The organism is Microbacterium sp. CFBP9034 (genome assembly GCF_034045255.1).
Lineage (GTDB): Bacteria > Actinomycetota > Actinomycetes > Actinomycetales > Microbacteriaceae > Microbacterium.
Window position 1 is genome coordinate 629,473 of the sequence record NZ_JAXCWC010000002.1, and the last position, 15,763, is coordinate 645,235.

At 72.9% G+C, this 15,763-nt stretch carries 18 protein-coding genes; 12 read left to right on the forward strand and 6 right to left on the reverse strand.

What is annotated here, in order from left to right; genetic code table 11:
* Window positions 1-101 precede the first annotated feature (101 nt).
* The 7 genes from SOM19_RS14140 to SOM19_RS14170 all read left to right on the forward strand — a co-directional run bounded on the left by SOM19_RS14140 (window position 102) and on the right by SOM19_RS14170 (window position 7,716).
* On the forward strand, window positions 102-932 hold the full coding sequence (locus SOM19_RS14140) for a hypothetical protein (RefSeq protein ID WP_320487239.1): 831 nt from the start codon (window positions 102-104) through the stop codon (window positions 930-932).
* 17 nt (window positions 933-949) lie between these two features.
* A complete protein-coding gene (locus tag SOM19_RS14145) occupies window positions 950-2,830 on the forward strand; it encodes a copper amine oxidase (protein ID WP_320487240.1) in 1,881 nt (626 codons plus the stop codon).
* A gap of 96 nt (window positions 2,831-2,926) precedes the next feature.
* Window positions 2,927-3,595 (forward strand): DUF305 domain-containing protein, encoded by a 669-nt coding sequence (locus tag SOM19_RS14150; RefSeq protein ID WP_320487241.1) that lies wholly within the window; start codon window positions 2,927-2,929, stop codon window positions 3,593-3,595.
* On the forward strand, window positions 3,592-4,188 hold the full coding sequence (gene lepB / locus SOM19_RS14155) for a signal peptidase I (RefSeq protein ID WP_320487242.1): 597 nt from the start codon (window positions 3,592-3,594) through the stop codon (window positions 4,186-4,188). Before SOM19_RS14150 ends, lepB begins: the two co-directional genes overlap by 4 nt.
* A 25-nt stretch (window positions 4,189-4,213) precedes the next feature.
* On the forward strand, window positions 4,214-6,736 hold the full coding sequence (locus tag SOM19_RS14160) for an FdhF/YdeP family oxidoreductase (RefSeq protein WP_320487243.1): 2,523 nt from the start codon (window positions 4,214-4,216) through the stop codon (window positions 6,734-6,736).
* Window positions 6,737-6,808: 72 nt separating this feature from the next.
* Window positions 6,809-7,288, forward strand: a complete 480-nt coding sequence (locus SOM19_RS14165; RefSeq protein WP_320487244.1) for a MogA/MoaB family molybdenum cofactor biosynthesis protein — start codon at window positions 6,809-6,811, stop codon at window positions 7,286-7,288.
* Window positions 7,288-7,716 (forward strand): molybdenum cofactor biosynthesis protein MoaE, encoded by a 429-nt coding sequence (locus SOM19_RS14170; protein ID WP_320487245.1) that lies wholly within the window; start codon window positions 7,288-7,290, stop codon window positions 7,714-7,716. Before SOM19_RS14165 ends, SOM19_RS14170 begins: the two co-directional genes overlap by 1 nt.
* A gap of 3 nt (window positions 7,717-7,719) precedes the next feature.
* Here the strand turns inward: SOM19_RS14170 and SOM19_RS14175 are convergent, their stop codons facing one another.
* The 6 genes from SOM19_RS14175 to SOM19_RS14200 are packed head-to-tail and all read right to left on the reverse strand — an operon-like array spanning window position 7,720 to window position 11,743.
* Entirely contained in the window at window positions 7,720-7,953 is a 234-nt protein-coding gene (locus SOM19_RS14175; protein WP_320487246.1) for a MoaD/ThiS family protein, read from the reverse strand.
* Window positions 7,953-8,222, reverse strand: coding sequence for a DUF6457 domain-containing protein (locus tag SOM19_RS14180; protein ID WP_320487247.1), 270 nt, complete (start codon window positions 8,220-8,222; stop codon window positions 7,953-7,955). The genes SOM19_RS14175 and SOM19_RS14180 overlap by 1 nt, the downstream gene beginning before the upstream one ends.
* Window positions 8,219-8,896, reverse strand: coding sequence for a molybdenum cofactor guanylyltransferase (gene mobA, locus SOM19_RS14185; RefSeq protein ID WP_320487248.1), 678 nt, complete (start codon window positions 8,894-8,896; stop codon window positions 8,219-8,221). Before mobA ends, SOM19_RS14180 begins: the two co-directional genes overlap by 4 nt.
* Before the next feature lie 5 nt (window positions 8,897-8,901).
* A complete protein-coding gene (moaC, locus tag SOM19_RS14190; protein WP_320487249.1) occupies window positions 8,902-9,378 on the reverse strand; it encodes a cyclic pyranopterin monophosphate synthase MoaC in 477 nt (158 codons plus the stop codon).
* The gene (locus tag SOM19_RS14195; RefSeq protein WP_320487250.1) at window positions 9,375-10,634 is read right to left on the reverse strand and encodes a molybdopterin molybdotransferase MoeA; all 1,260 of its coding nucleotides are present in this window, start codon (window positions 10,632-10,634) and stop codon (window positions 9,375-9,377) included. Before SOM19_RS14195 ends, moaC begins: the two co-directional genes overlap by 4 nt.
* Entirely contained in the window at window positions 10,619-11,743 is a 1,125-nt protein-coding gene (locus tag SOM19_RS14200; RefSeq protein WP_320487251.1) for a HesA/MoeB/ThiF family protein, read from the reverse strand. Before SOM19_RS14200 ends, SOM19_RS14195 begins: the two co-directional genes overlap by 16 nt.
* A 205-nt stretch (window positions 11,744-11,948) precedes the next feature.
* Here SOM19_RS14200 and SOM19_RS14205 point away from each other — a divergent pair, with 205 nt between their 5' ends.
* The 5 genes from SOM19_RS14205 to SOM19_RS14225 are packed head-to-tail and all read left to right on the forward strand — an operon-like array spanning window position 11,949 to window position 15,700.
* Window positions 11,949-12,341: a TOBE domain-containing protein gene (locus tag SOM19_RS14205; RefSeq protein ID WP_320487252.1), complete on the forward strand. Its 393-nt coding sequence runs from the start codon at window positions 11,949-11,951 to the stop codon at window positions 12,339-12,341.
* 2 nt (window positions 12,342-12,343) lie between these two features.
* A complete protein-coding gene (modA, locus tag SOM19_RS14210) occupies window positions 12,344-13,156 on the forward strand; it encodes a molybdate ABC transporter substrate-binding protein (RefSeq protein WP_320487253.1) in 813 nt (270 codons plus the stop codon).
* The gene (locus tag SOM19_RS14215) at window positions 13,153-13,962 is read left to right on the forward strand and encodes an ABC transporter permease (RefSeq protein ID WP_320487254.1); all 810 of its coding nucleotides are present in this window, start codon (window positions 13,153-13,155) and stop codon (window positions 13,960-13,962) included. The genes modA and SOM19_RS14215 overlap by 4 nt, the downstream gene beginning before the upstream one ends.
* Window positions 13,959-15,062 carry a sulfate/molybdate ABC transporter ATP-binding protein gene (locus SOM19_RS14220; RefSeq protein ID WP_320487255.1) on the forward strand — a complete coding sequence of 368 codons (1,104 nt, stop codon included), beginning with the start codon at window positions 13,959-13,961 and terminating at the stop codon, window positions 15,060-15,062. The genes SOM19_RS14215 and SOM19_RS14220 overlap by 4 nt, the downstream gene beginning before the upstream one ends.
* Window positions 15,063-15,100: 38 nt before the next feature.
* The gene (locus SOM19_RS14225) at window positions 15,101-15,700 is read left to right on the forward strand and encodes a GNAT family N-acetyltransferase (protein ID WP_320487256.1); all 600 of its coding nucleotides are present in this window, start codon (window positions 15,101-15,103) and stop codon (window positions 15,698-15,700) included.
* The last annotated feature ends 63 nt before the right edge of the window (window positions 15,701-15,763 follow it).

A 15,763-nucleotide genomic window follows, 5' to 3' on the forward strand; every position in this document is an offset into this window, starting at 1 on the left:
TCGCGCCGCGTTCGCCCGATCACACAGCGCCGAAACCGCGGTCGCGGAGACTCACGACGAGGCGGGGCACGCGCCGCGCCGTTCCCATCGAAAGGACTCCTGTGACGGATACACAGCACTCACCAGAGGGGGACGCGCCACCCCCCTCACGTGGACGCCGCCTGGTCACGCCGCGGACGCTCGGCGTCGCGTCGGCCGTCGCCGCCGGCGCGGCCGCGATCGCACTCGTCTTCGCGACGCAGACCGCGGTGCAGGCGACCTCGGCGCCGGCCGATCCGGCGTCGACCCCGATCGCCGCCGACAGCACGGACGAGGACGCCCCCGAGAAGGCGGCGACCATCCCCCCGCCGGCCACAGTGGCGGCGGCGTACGACCAGCTGTCCGGCGATGAGGTCGAGTACGTGCGCTACCTCGGTGCGCAGGACGCGGCTTTCGCGGCCGGCAAGGACCTCTTCGGAGACGCGGGGCTGCAGTTCCTGTCGACCGACGTCGCGGAGCCCCAGGCGTACACCGACGGACAGCGGCGGCTCCTCTCGCTCTACTACGACTACGCCACGAACGAGACGGTGAGCATGATCGTCAACGCCACCACCGGCGCGGTCGAGGCCGTGGAGCGCGCGAGCGGCACGCAGCCGGCGCCGACCGACGCCGAGACGACCGCCGCCTGGGAGCTGCTGCTGGACTCCGACCTGTCCCAGCCGCTGGTCGACGAATTCGCGGCCCTCACCGGCGGGTCGGCGCTCACCGCAGAGTCGGCCGAGCTGGAGCTGACCGCTCATTCGTTCGTCACGGATGCCGGATCCTTCGGCGCCGAGACGTGCGGCGTCGACCGCTGCGTGCAGCTGCTCGCGCAGGTCGACGGCGGCGCGTTCCTCACCACCACCACCTACGTCGTCAACCTGTCGACCAGCACCGTCCTGTCCGTCTCATGACCATGGAGAGAAACCCGATGAAGCGCATCCTCAGCGCGGCCACCGCGGTCGCACTGCTCGCGGGAGGACTCCTCCTCACCGCACCCACCGCCGCGACGGCGCAGACCGTCACCGAGGCATCCTGTTCGGGCGATTCCCTCGTCTCGGAGACGCTCGAGTCCGGCTCCAGCTGGCAGATGTGCTGGCGCATCGACTCGTACCGCGGCCTCGTCCTCGACAAGGTCGGGTACCAGCCGCGCGACGACGAGTCGCCGATCCTGGTGCTCGACTCGATCGCCTTGGCACAGCTCAACGTGCCGTACGACACGGGCGCCACCGAGTACAACGACGTCACGACCTACCAGGTGGGCGGCCGCCGGCTGCAGGCGATCGAGGCCGTGGACTGCCCGGTCGGCGAGATCCGCACCTCGTGGGTCGATGCCACCCGCGGCGTCATCCCGGCGATCTGCGTGGGTGAGGAGGCGTCGGGCATCGCGTACCGCTCGAACATCACCCGCGACGCCCTCTACGCCGCACAGGGCACCGACCTCGTGGTCCACGCCGTGTCGCGCATCGGCTGGTACGAGTACCAGACCGAGTACCGCTTCCACGACGACGGCGAGATCTCGGTGAACCTCGGGGCGACGGGCGACCTGTCGCCCAACGACTACGTGAACGTGGTCAACCAGGGCTGGCCGCTCGCGCCCGGCGCCGAGGACTACGCCGTCAACCACTACCACTCGGCATTCTGGCGCGTGGACTTCGGCATCGACTCGGGCGCGAACCAGGTCGTCGAGAAGTTCGCGACCACCCCGACCGGCGAGTACGGCACGACCGGCGACACGGGCCACACCGCGATCCTCGACACGCAGATCACCGAGATCACGAACGAGACCAAGACCATGGGCTCCAACCGCGAGGCGTACCGGGTCGTGAACCCCGAGAGCATCAACGCCGACGGGCACGCCCGCTCGTACGAGATCATCGTGCCGCGCGATCAGGCGTACAACCTGAACCCCGAGACCGACTACGACATCGCCTTCACGAGCGCGCGGTCGGACGAGGTCCACGCGAGCCACAACCTGATCCCGTCCAAGGCCGGGCAGATGGTCACGGACTACATCGCGAACGGCGAGACGCTCGAGGACCCGGTGGCCTGGGTCAACGTCGGGTTCCACCACATCAACCGCGACGAGGACCAGAGCCCCATGCCGATCCACTGGCAGGGATTCACCCTCTACCCGCGGGACTTCGCCGCGCAGGCGCCGAACATCCCGGAGGGCCGCAAGTGGGTGAACGGCGACATGCGTGGGGTGCCGAACCCGAACATCACGCCCACGCCGACCGCGTCACCGACGCCGACGGCCGAGCCGACGCCGACGACCGAGCCGACGCCGACGACCGAACCCACGCCGACGACGGAGCCGACCGACGGCGCGACCCCGACCGCGACGCCGGCGCCCGGCGAGGCGACCCCGGATCCGACGGCCCCCGCCCCGGCGAACCCGGTGTCGTTCGGGCAGTCCGAGGTGGCGCCGGGTGCGACGCAGACGGCGACCGCCGAGGGCTTCGCCCCGGGGGAGACCGTCAGCGCCGTGATGCACTCCGATCCGGTCTCGGTGGGCACCTTCGTGGCCGACGAGGAGGGCGAGGTCAGCGTGCAGTTCATCGTCCCGGGCGACACGCCTGCCGGTGAGCACACCCTGGTGCTGACGGGCCAGACGTCCTCCGTCGTCGCCGAGGGCACGTTCACGGTGGCCGCGGGCTCGCCGGCCGCCATCCTCGGCGCCCTGGCGTCGACCGGCACCGACGCGAACCGGTGGCTGCTGTCCGGGCTGCTGCTGCTCGTCGCCGGCGCAGGGCTCGCGGGTACCTCCTGGTACCTGCGACGCAGCACCGCGCTGAACGCGTCCGCGTAAGCACCGCGATCACGGGGTGGCGCGCGACGTCGCGCCACCCCGTGATCATCCCGACGAAAGGACCTCCCCGTGCGCAGCCGAGCAGCAGGAGCAGGCGTGATCCTGGCCGTCACCGTGGGATTCGCGGGTCTCGCGGCCGTGGCGCTCGGGATGACCGTGCCGGAGGACACCGCACCCACGGCCCCGCCCGTCGCCGCAGCGGCCTCCGGCCCGGCGCCGGCCGGGGCGGCCGCGTACCCCACGATCGTGGACCACTGCTATATCGAGGGCATGATCCCGCACCACGAGCAGGCTCTCGAGCTGAGCCGGCTCGTGCTCTCCGCCGACGGCGTTCGGGAACGCACCCGCGCCCTCGCCGATTTCATCGTCGCGGACCAGTCCGCCGAGGTCGGCACGATGAACGCGTGGCAGGAGGCCTGGATCGATGCGATCCCGGTCGACGGCCGGACAGGCGGCCACGGCGGTCATGCGGCGGACGACCCGGCGGGCATCCCGGCCGGGTGCGGAGAGCACGCCGATCACACCGTCATGAAGGGCATGGCCTCCGCCGATGAGCTCGCCGCCCTCGACGCGGCTGAGGGCCCCGGAGCCGAGCGGCTCTTCCTCGAGCTCATGATCGTGCATCACGAGGGCGCGCTCGAGATGGCGACCACCGCCGTGCTGGAGGGGTCCAACGCCTTCGTGCGCACGTCCGCCAAGCACGTGCTGGTCGAGCAGGACCGCGAGATCACGGCGATGAACGCCCTCCTGGCGGACCTCCCGTGACAGCTGTGGCCGAGCGGCCGGCCGGGGCGCGGCATCCGCTCTCCGGCTTTCCCCTCGTCCGGTCGCCGCGAACCCGGTCGCCCCGAGCGCGACGGGCCGTCGCGGTCCTGGCCGTCGTCGCGCCGGTGCTCGTCGCGGCGCTCGCGATCGGCGTGCTCGGTGTCGCGACGGTGCGCAACGGGTCGATGTCGCCCACGCTCCACAACGGCGATCTCGTGATCTACGACAGGTGGTCGGCGGCGGCGAGGGGCGACATCGTGCTGCTGGCCGATCGCGAGGAGTGGTCGGGCGAGTCGGACGTCGTGCTCGTGAAGCGCGTGATCGGCGTGGCCGGCGACGTGGTCGTGTGCTGCGAGAGCGGCACCGGCCGGCTCCTCGTCAATGATCAGGCGGTGGTTGAGCCGTACGCCGGCGACGAGCGCCCGGGCGGAGCGGTGCCGTTCCGCGTCACGGTGCCCGAGGGATCCGTCTGGGTGATGGGCGACAATCGCGAGGCCTCGGTGGACTCGCGCTCGCGGGTCTCCGCGCCGGGTCACGGCGCGGTCGCGCGCGCCGATCTGCGCGGCGTCGTCCGGGCGCGCTGGGCCGGCTGAGGAATCCGCCCCGTACCCTGGACACATGGCGAGGAAGCCCCCGAAGGTCGACATCGACGAGTCGCGCGTGCGCGTCACGAAGCCGAAGAAGGTCGCCGTCGGCGTGCCCGCCGTGCTGCACGCGCTGCAGATCTCGAACGACCAGATGGGCGTCGTGCGCTCGGTGCAGACGCTGCTCCGCGTCAACCAGAAGGACGGCTTCGACTGCCCCGGATGCGCCTGGCCCGAGGAGGACAAGCGCCACGTCGCGGAGTTCTGCGAGAACGGCGCGAAGGCCGTCGCCGAGGAGGCGACCCTGCGACGCGTCGAGCCGTCGTTCTTCGCCGAGCACTCGGTCGACGAACTGCGCGGACACGACGACTGGTGGCTCGGACAGCAGGGCCGCCTGACCCAGCCGGTGATCCTGGACGAGGGCGCCACCCACTACCGGCCGATCTCGTGGGACGACGCGCTGCGCGAGATCGCCGACGCGCTCCGCGGGGTCGCCGACCCGGACGAGACGGTGTTCTACACCTCGGGGCGCACCTCGAACGAGGCCGCGTTCCTCTACCAGCTGCTGGTCCGCGGTCTCGGCACGAACAACCTTCCGGACTGCTCCAACATGTGCCACGAGTCCTCCGGATCGGCGCTGACCGAGACGATCGGCATCGGCAAGGGCACCGTCTCGATCGACGACATCCACGAGGCCGAACTGCTGATCGTCGCCGGGCAGAACCCCGGCACGAACCACCCGCGCATGCTCGCCGCCCTCGAGAAGGCGAAGTCGCGCGGGGCGACGATCATCGCGGTGAATCCCCTGCCCGAGGCCGGGCTCGTGCGCTTCGAGAACCCGCAGACGGTGCGCGGGATCGCGTTCGGCGGCACCAAGCTCGCCGACCACTTCCTGCAGATCCGCCTCGGCGGCGACCAGGCGCTGTTCCAGGCGATCGGGAAGCACCTGCTCGAGGTCGAGGCATCCGCCGGGGGAGTGCTCGACCACGCGTTCATCGCGGAGCACACGAGCGGCTTCGATGCCTATCGTCACGCGATGACGGATGCCGCGTGGCCCGACCTCGTCGAAGCCACCGGGCTCCCCGAGCAGACACTGCGCCTGGTGGGCGAGGCCGTCCGCACCTCGAAGGCGACGATCGTGTGCTGGGCGATGGGGCTCACGCAGCACAAGCACTCGGTGCCGACGCTCCGCGACGTGGTGAACGTGCTGCTGCTGCAGGGCAGCATCGGCCGGCCCGGAGCCGGGGTCTGCCCGGTGCGCGGCCACTCCAACGTGCAGGGAGACCGCACGGTGGGCATCTACGAGAAGCCGTCCGCGGCCTTCCTCGACGCGCTCGACACCGAGTTCGAGTTCGCAGCGCCCCGCGAGCACGGCTACGACACCGTCGCCGCGATCCGCGCGATGCGCGACGGCCGCGTGCGGTTCTTCATGGGCATGGGAGGCAACTTCGTCTCGGCCACCCCCGATACGGCGGTCGTCGAGACGGCGATGGGCCGCGTCGACCTCACGGTGCAGGTGTCGACGAAGCTCAACCGCTCCCACGTGGTGACCGGGCGGCGCGCGATCATCCTGCCCACCCTCGGCCGCACCGACCGCGATCGCCGCGGTGGCCTCGAGCAGCGGGTCACCGTCGAGGACTCGATGGGCGCCGTGCACTCCTCGCGCGGGCGCCTCGCGCCGCCCTCCGACGACCTGCTGAGCGAGGTGGCGATCGTCGCCCGCCTGTGCGGCCTCGTGTTCGCGCGAGCGGATGCCGGTGGGGCTCGTGCCGCCGTCGCCCCCGCCGCCCCGGCTCAGGCGATCAGCCGCAGTCAGGACGGAATGCCGGGTTTCGGTCCTGATGCCGGCGGATCTCCCGACCTGGGCAGTGCCGACGCGGCGGCCGCCGATCGCCGCCAGGTCGAACGTCCCTCCCGCGAGCAGCCGGATGGTGCCGATATGGCCGGCGAGAGGCATCCGCTCAACGTCCCTCAGGCTGATTGGGCGGCATTGGAATCGGACTACGCGCTGATCCGCGCGCACATCGAGCGGGTGATCCCCGGCTTCGACGACTTCGAGGCGCGGATCGACAAGGGCCGCACCCTGCTCCTGCCCAACGGGCCGCGTGACGCGCGCCGGTTCGCCACCGTCGACGGCAAGGCGCGGTTCACGGTGAATCCGCTGGAGTTTCCGCGCATCCCGGCCGGGCGGCTGCTGCTGCAGACTCTGCGCTCGCACGACCAGTACAACACCACGATCTACGGCAAGGACGATCGGTACCGCGGCATCCACGGCGGTCGTCGCGTCGTGCTCGTGAACGCGGCGGACATCGCGGCGCTCGGGTTCGCCGAAGACGAGATCGTCGACCTCGTGTCGGAGTGGACCGGCCCCGACGGAGTGCTGCAGGAGCGTCGCGCGGAGGAGTTCCGCATCGTCGCGTATCGGACGCCGCAGGGCAATGCCGCCGCCTACTACCCGGAGACGAATGTGCTCGTGCCACTGGATTCGGTGGCGGACGTCAGCGGGACGCCCACGTCCAAGTCGGTCGTCGTTCGGCTCGAGCGCCGCGGGGGCTGAGCAGACAGGGTCGTCGCTGGCCGAGTTGCGACCTGGCGCACCGTCCGGGATGCCGGTGTCTAGGCTGGACGCATGACCCGAGCCGCCGTGATCACGGTCTCCGATCGCTCCGCTGCCGGCGACCGCGAAGACGCCAGCGGCCCGGTGGCCGTCGCCGCGCTCCGCGAAGCGGGCTTCGAGTGCAGCGATGCCATCGTCGTTCCCGACGGCGCCGACAGCGTCGAACGCGCGCTGCAGGCTCAGATCGTCGCCGGCGTGAAGCTCATCGTCACGACCGGGGGCACGGGCGTCGGTCCTCGCGATGCGACACCCGAGGGGACGCTGCGGATCATCACGCGCGAGGTCCCGGGCATCGCCGAGGAACTCCGCCGTCGCGGCGCGGCCGAGAAGCCCGCCGGCATGCTCACGCGCGGAATCGCCGGGGTCGTCGATCCCCATGGCGCGCTCGTCGTGAACCTTCCCGGGTCGCCCCGGGGCGTGGCATCCGGAATGCCGGTCCTGCTGTCCGTCGCGGCGCACGTGCTCGATCAGCTCGGCGGGGGCGACCACTGATGCCGGCTGTCCGCCTCGCCGCGATCAGCCTCGAGCCGCTCGACCTCGACGCCCACCTCGACGCCGTCGATGACGCCACTGCGGGTGCCGTGACGACGTTCGTCGGTCGCGTGCGGGATCATGATCCGGATGCCGCGACCGCCGTCGTCGCGCTCGAGTACTCCGCACATCCGGACGCCGAGGACGCCCTGCGTCGGATCGCCGAGACCGCCGCTCAGGGCACCGCGGCGATCGTCGCGGTCTCTCACCGTGTCGGCCGACTCGAGGTCGGGGACGCCGCTGTGGTGATCGCGGTCGCGGCTCCGCATCGCGCCGAGGCCTTCGAGGTGTGCCGCGCCGTCATCGAGACCATCAAGACCGAGCTGCCGGTGTGGAAGCGTCAGGTCGAGGCCGACGGCACCGCGACCTGGCTGGGCCTCGGCGGCTGACGTTCAGCCGCCCGCGAAGGGCGGCAGCACATCGACGAGCTCGTCGGCGCCGAGCTCCGTCGCATCGTCGACGCGCGCACCGCCCACGAGCACCGCGCAGCGGGGCAGGATGCCGCCCAGCCCGGGGTGCTCCTCGGCCACAGCACGGCGGAGCTCGCCCAGCGTGCGCTCGCCACGGCGTTCGGTGCCACGGCCGGCGGCGTCCTGCGCGGCCGCGAAGTAGCGGACGACCGCCACTACTGCTCCCAGGCCGCGGCGAGAGCGGCGACGGCTTCCAGGGCCTCGCGCACCGCCTGGGGGTCGTCGCCCGCGCGTCCGGCGACCAGACCGGCGACGAACGCCCCGAGGGGCGCGGCCGGCCGGGCGACATCGGCGGCGACGTCCCGGGCGAGATCGAGGACGGCCACGACCGGCACGTCGGCCTCGGCCAGATCGAACCGCTGTCGCAGCGTGGCCGCCCAGGCATCGAGCGCCTCGGGCGGAAGCGTGCGGGACTGATCGCTCATGACGGCTCCTCTTCGGACGGTTCGGCGACCCGGCTCCGGGCCTCCTCCAGATCCTGCCACGTGTCGACATCGCGGGTGAGGTCGTCGGGTGCGGCGACCACGGCGATCGCGAGATCGGCCAGCAGCGCGCGCACCGGGGCGTCGCGCCCCGCGTCGGGGAGAGCGGATGCCGCAGCCCGCAGCGCCCTCGTTCGGTAGACGCCGGTCAGCCACTGCGGCCGGCTCGAGGCATCGCCCAGGCACAGGCCTTCGGTGTCGGACGGGAGGAGCACGATGTCGTCCACGAGCCGCCGCACCGCGGCGCCGGCCGAGGGGAGGTCGCATGCGAGCAGGAGCGTCCACTCGGGGTCGGCTGCCCCTGCCGCGGTCCAGGAGGAGAGGGCCGCCACCGTCGCGGCCGCGGGGCCGCCGAACGGCGGGTCCTCGCGCACCCACGTCACATCGAGAGCGGCATCGAGCACCGGCGCGACCACGGTGATGGGCCGGGCGCCGGCATCCGCTGCCGCCGTCACCGCCGTGGCGAGCAGTGTCCGGCCGCCCACCTCGAACAGAGGCTTCGCGGCGCCGTCGACCCGGGAGGCGCGGCCACCGGCGAGCAGGATCGCACCGAGCGGCGTGACCGGGGTTGCCGGGACGAGGCCGGACGAGTGGGTCGGGTCGGTCGGGTCGGGCACGGGTCTCACGCCTCGTCGGGGCGGTGCCAATCGCCGCTCTTGCCGCCGGTCTTCGTCACGATGCGGACGCTCTCGATGGACGTGCTCTTGTCGAGCGCCTTCACCATGTCGACGATCGCGAGCGCGGCGACCGCGACCGCGGTGAGGGCCTCCATCTCGACGCCGGTGCGGTCGGCGGTGCGCACGGTGGCCTCGACCGCCACGCCGCCCTCCTCGATCACGAGGTCGACCGCGGCGCCGTGGACGCCGATGACGTGGGCGAGTGGCAGCAGATCGGGCGTGCGCTTGGCGGCCTGGATGCCGGCGATCCGCGCAACGGCGAGCACATCGCCCTTCGGGACCGTGCCGTCGCGCAGCGCGGCGACGACATCCGGAGCGCAGCGCACGAAGCCGCGGGCCGTCGCGGAGCGAACCGTCGGCTGCTTCTGCGTGACGTCGACCATCCGGGCGTTTCCGGCGTCGTCGAGGTGCGTGAAGCTCATGTGATCAGCATGACATCGACGAGGTCGCCCGGACCCACGGCATCCACGTCCGCCGGCACGACGGCGTACGCCTCGGCTCGCCCGAGACCGCCCGCGAGGTGCGATCCTCCGGCGGTCGCCGGCGCGACGCGCCAGGCGCGAGGGTCGGTCCGATCGATCGAGACCGGGAGGTACTGGGTGCGCCCCGGGGGTGTGCGCCAGCCGACCGCCGCAGGCAGGGCGATCACCGGCCGGTGCACCGGGGAGCGCCCCTGCATCCGGAGCAGCGCCGGACGCACGAACACCTCGAACGACACGGCGGCGCTCACGGGGTTGCCCGGGAGCCCGAACAGCAGGATCCCGGAGGCCGTGCGCCCGAAGCCCTGCGGCTTGCCGGGCTGCATGCGCACCTTGAGGAACCGCATGCTGTCGCCGAGCGTGCTCTTGACCACCTCATACGCCCCGGCGCTCACGCCGCCGGAGAAGACGACGACATCGGCGCCGAGCGCCTCCGCCGCGGCGATCGCCTGCCGGGGGCCGTCGCCGTCGTCGGGGACGCTCAGCCGCAGCACGACCTCGGCGCCGGCCTCCGCAGCGAGCCCGGCGAGGAGTTCGCTGTTGGACTCCGGGATCTGACCACGTCCGAGGGGTGCGCCGGGAGTCACGAGCTCGGAGCCCGTGGAGACGACGGCGATCCGCGGCATCCGGCTCACGGCGACGTCCGCGACGCCGGCGGCGGCCGCGGCAGCGAGCTGCAGTGCGCCGAGCCGGACGCCCGCGGGGAGCAGCTCATCGCCGACCACCGCGTCCTCTCCGCGGCGTCGCACATGGGCGCCGACGGCTCGGGGAGCGCGCAGCACGGTGATCTCGTCGAGGGAGTCGGCCAGCCCGCCCCGCGTGTCCTCGAACGGCACGACGGCGGTCGCGTCCTTCGGCAGGGGCGCCCCGGTCATGATCCGCGCTGTCTGGCCGGGGGCGAGCGCCGGGTCGAGCTCGGTCCCCGCGGGCAGGTCGGCCACGACGCGCAGGGTCACCGGCGCATCGGCCGAGGCCCCGGCGACGTCGTCGTGGCGCACCGCGAACCCGTCCATGGCGGAGTTGTCGAACACGGGGATGTCGACCGCGGCGGTGACGGGCTCGCGCAGCGTGCGGCCGCGCGCCGCCGACACCGGGACCGTGACCGTCTCCACCGGCATGACCGCCTCCAGCACGGTCGCCAGATGGGCGTCGACGGTGGTCAGGTCGTCGTCCGCGGCCGGCGTCACGCGTGCACCCATCGGCGGCCCGTGCCGTCCCACGCATCCATGCCGCCGGCGAGGACGGATGCCTCGAACCCGGCATCCCGGAGCGCCCGGGCCGCGCGCTCCGCGCGGACGCCGACCTTGCACACCACCACGAACGGGCCTGATCCGGCCCGCGCCGGCTCGGCGAGCAGCGTCGCCAGCGGAACCTCGACCGCGCCGGGAAGCACGCCGGTCGCGGTCTCGTGCGGCTCGCGCACATCGAGCAGCGTCGAACCTTGGGCCTGCGCGGCCAGGGCCGCGTCGAGGTCGATGTGCACGATGGGTGAAGCCGCAGCGGCGGCCGGGACGGCGGCGGCGGCCGGCACGGCGGGCGCGACGGCGGGTCGCAGCGCCACCTCGTCGGTGCGGCCGCGCAGGGCGTCGATGATCAGCACACGACCGAGGAGCGGTTCGCCGACTCCGGTGATCAGCTTCACGGCCTCGGTGGCCAGGAGTGCGCCGACCTGCAGGCACAGCGAGCCGAGCACGCCCACGGCCGCGCAGGTCGGCAGCTCTCCGACGGTCTCGGCGGGATAGAGATCGCGCAGTCGCACCGGCGCGACTCCAGGCGGCGGCGACGACCAGAACACGGTCGCCTGCGCGTGGAACTCCTGCACCACGCCCCATACGAGCGGCACCCCGAGGTGCTCGCAGGCGGTGGCGACGGCATCCCGCGTCTCGAAGGTGTCGGTGCCGTCGATGACCACGTGGGCCCCGGCGAGCAGCTGCCGGGCGTTCGCGGGGGTCAGACGCGCCTGTACCGGTCGCACGACGGTGCCCGGCGACAGGTCGGCGGCGACGCGCACCGCGGAGTCGACCTTGGGCCGGCCGACATCACCGACCCGGTGCATCACCTGCCGCTGGAGATTGGATGCCTCGACCCCGTCGTCGTCGATCACGGTCAGGGTCCCGACACCGGCGGCCGCGAGGGCCAGCACGACGGGCGATCCGAGGCCGCCGGCCCCGACGACGGCCACGTGTGCGGCCGCGAGCCGCCGCTGCGCGATCTCGCCGAATCCGGCCAGGCTCGCGTGCCGGGCGGTGCGCACGCGCTCGGCCTGGTCGAGCGCGTCGACCGGCTTCACGAGCGGGGGGAAGGGCATGGATCCAGGGTATCCGCGTCGCGCCTCAGCGGCTCTGGGTCGTGACGCCGGGCGTCGACACCGCAGAAGTCGCTCCCTCACAGAGTCGATACGCGCGGTTGTTGCGGTTCCGCAGCGTCCGGGAGCGGACAGCGCACGCACCGCAGGCCGCACGTGCGGACAATCGAAGCGGATACCTCCGCACACGCGGTGATATCGTGCGAGTATGCCCAGCTTCAAGATCGCCGAAGCCGCCCGGCTCCTCGGGGTGAGCGACGACACGGTCCGCCGGTGGATCGACGCCGGAGCGCTTCCCACCACCGGGTCGTCGCCCGCGGAGGTGCCCGGCGAGGCCCTCGCCGCGCGAGCGGTCGAGCTGGCCGCGACTCCCCACGACACCGCCGACGTGCTCTCGAGCGCACGCAACAGGTTCGTCGGGCTCGTCACGCGGGTGCAGCGAGACGGGCTCATGGCCCAGGTCGACATCCAGGCCGGTCCGCATCGCGTCGTCTCGCTCATGTCGGCCGAAGCCGCCGACGATCTCGGCCTCGAGGTGGGGTCCCTCGCCGCCGCGGTCGTCAAGGCCACGAACGTCATCATCGAGACGCCGAGAGGATGAGGATGCCGCACACCGCCGCTCGCCGCGCGCTCGCCGCCGTCGCGCTCCTCGCTGTGCTCGTGACGGCGGGGTGCGCCAGCGCGGACGCGCCCGCCGGGGCGGGGAGCGCCGCGCCGTCCGCCGGGGACGCGACGACCGAGCCGACGGGCGACCTCACGGTCTTCGCCGCCGCATCGCTCGCCACCGCGTTCGACGAGCTCGCGCTGCAGTTCGAGCAGCGGCATCCGGGGGTCGACGTCCGGCCGATCTCGTACGACGGATCCAGCACCCTCGCCCGGCAGCTCATCGAGGGGGCGCCGGCAGACGTCTTCGCCTCGGCCGACGAGGAGAACATGGCGAAGGTCGTCGATGCCGGACTCGCCACCGGCTCGGAGCTCTTCGCCTCCAACACGCTGGTGATCGCCGTGCCGAAGGGCAACCCCGGCGGGGTGAAGACCGTCGAGGACCTCGCGGCACCGGGGCTCACGGTCGTCCTGTGCGCGCCCGAGGTGCCGTGCGGTGCGGCATCCGAGGCGCTCCTCGACGACAACGATGTGTCCCTGACGCCCGCGAGCCTCGAGCAGAACGTCACCGCGGTGCTCACCAAGGTCGCGGCGGGCGAGGCGGACGCGGGACTCGTCTACGTGACCGATGCGCTCGGGCGCGACGACGTGCAGGCGGTGGGGGCCGCGGGCTCGGAGCGCATCGTGAACCGGTACCCGATCGCGGAGCTGGGTGCCGCGGGGAACCCCGAGGCCGCCGCCGCCTTCACCGCGTTCGTGCTCTCGGACGAGGGACGGTCCGTGCTCGACGGGCTCGGGTTCGGGACGCCGTGACTCCCCGCGGCGACCGTGTCGGCTTCGTCCCTCGCATCCTGGCCCTTCCCGCGATCGTCGGGCTGGCGCTGCTCGGGCTGCCTCTCGTCGCCCTCGTGCTGCGGGTGGAGTGGTCGACGATCTGGTCCGACATCACCTCGCCCGAGGCCGTCTCGGCGCTGTGGCTGTCGCTCGCGACGGGCATCATCGCGACGGGCGTGTGCGTGGTCCTGGGGGTTCCCCTCGCGCTGCTCATCGCCCGCAGCGGCGCGCGCCCGGCGGCGGTGCTGCGCGCCCTCGTGACGGTCCCGCTGGTGCTCCCTCCCATGGTGGGCGGTGTGGCGATGCTGTTCCTGTTCGGGCGCACCAGCTGGCTCGGCGGGATGCTCGCGGAATGGGGCATCCGGATCCCGTTCACCACGACCGCCGTGGTGCTGGCTCAGACCTTCGTGGCGCTGCCTTTCCTCGTGCTCGCGCTCGAGGGGTCGCTGCGCTCGACCGGGGTCGGGTATGAGCAGGCCGCTGCGGCCCTCGGCGCCGGTCGATGGACCATCCTCGGCCGGGTGACGCTGCCCTTGGCTGCCCCCGGCCTCATCGCGGGCATCGTGCTCTGCTTCGCCCGGGCGATCGGCGAATTCGGCGCGACGGCGCTGTTCGCGGGGAACGCGCCCGGGGTGACCCAGACGATGCCGCTCGCGATCTACACCGCGTTCAACGGCGCCGGCGTCTCGCAGGGGAGCGCCGTGGCACTCTCGCTCCTGCTGCTGGTGACCGCGATCGCCGTGCTGCTGCTCGTGCGGGCGTGGCGCCCCGAGGCGCAGCGATGACCGGCGCCCTCGACGCGCGGGTCGTGGTCGAGCGACCGGGGTTCCGGCTGGATGCGGTCCTCCACGCCGAGCCCGGACAGGTCGTCGCGGTCATGGGACCGAGCGGCGCCGGCAAGTCGACGCTGCTCGGCGTGCTCGCCGGGCTCGCCGCCCTCGACGAAGGCCATGTCCGGCTGGGGGAGCGCGACCTGGACACCGCGCCCCGGCCACGCCGTCGCACCGCACCCGTCCACCGCGGGATCGTGCTGCTCGGTCAGGAGCCCCGGCTCTTCCCGCACCTGTCGGCCCACGCGAACATCGCGTTCGGCCTCCGCGTCCACGGCGCAGACAGGGCTGTCGCCGTGGCCGAGGCCGACGAGTGGCTGTGGCGCGTCGGACTCGACGGGATGGGGATGCGGCGTCCCGCGCAGCTGTCGGGCGGCCAGCAGCAGCGGGTCGCGCTGGCCCGCGCGCTCGCCACCTCGCCGTCCGCCCTGCTCCTGGACGAGCCGCTGACGTCGCTCGACACCGAGACCGCCGCCGACATCCGGGCGCTCCTCCACGACCAGCTCGCGGCCACGCGAACCACAGCCGTCGTGGCGACGCACGACGCCGTCGACGCGGTATCGCTCGCCTCGAGCCTGGTCGTGCTCGAAGCGGGACGGGTGACGCAGGCCGGGCCGGTGCGTGACGTGCTGGCGTCTCCGGCGACCCGCTTCACCGCGGCGGTCGCCGGTCTCAACCGGGTGGCGGGATCGCTGCGGTCGGGGCGCTGGGTGCGCGACGCGGTGGTGCTCGGTGCGGTGGCCGAGGCATCCGCTCTCCCGGACGACAGCGACGCCGCCGCCGTGTTCCCGCCGTCGGCCGTGCGGATCGAGCGGGCAGAGGCCGACACCTGGACGGGGGCGCTCTGCCTCGCACCGGCCCTCGCCGAGGGCGAGTGGCTCGCACGCGTCACGCGGCTCGAGCAGACGCCCGCGGGAGTGCGCGTGAGGACGGCCGATCCGGAGGTGTCGGTCGACCTGACCGCCGACCGCGTGGTGGCGCTCGGGCTCGCTCCCGGAGTGCCGGTGCGGCTGTCGGTCGCGGCGTCGGACGTGCGACTCGTCCCGCTGCCGTGAGCCAGGCGACTGTCCGCCCTGACTCCTAGACTCGTCGGATGCCACGCATCCGACCCTTCCGTCCCGGCGACGAGCCCGCGCTCGCAGAGATCTGCCTGAAGACGGCGGATGCCGGCGCCGACGGAACCGGCGTGCTCGAGGACGACGACCTGTGGGCCGAGCTCTTCGTGCTGCCCTACGTCGCCCGGCATCCGGACCTCGCGTTCGTGGTCGAGTCCGACGACAGCCGCGTCGTCGGCTACATCGTGTCGGCGCCGCACACCGCGGAGTTCGAGGAGTGGTTCCGCGCGGAGTGGTGGCCGCGGCATCACGCGCGCTGGCCGAAGCCCGACGCCGAGGTCACCCGCCAGGACGGGATCCTGCTCTACGCCTACGGACGTCGGGGCGGTGCCGAGCCGTACGGCGACGCCTACCCGGCGCACCTGCACATCGACCTGCTGCCCGAGGTGCAGGGCCAGGGCCTCGGCCGCGACCTGATCGCCACGCTGGTCGCGGCGCTGCGGGCGCAGGGGGTTCCGGGGCTGCATCTGGTCACATCCGCCGACAACGAGGGTGCGATCGCGTTCTACCCTCGCGTCGGCTTCACACCCGTGCCGTCGCACGAGGGTGTGCAGGCGTTCGGGCGCATCCTCACCTGACCGGCCTTGGGGTCACCGTGGGCGCGAGTCAACCCCTACGTGTTCGCACCCGCCGCGCGTAGC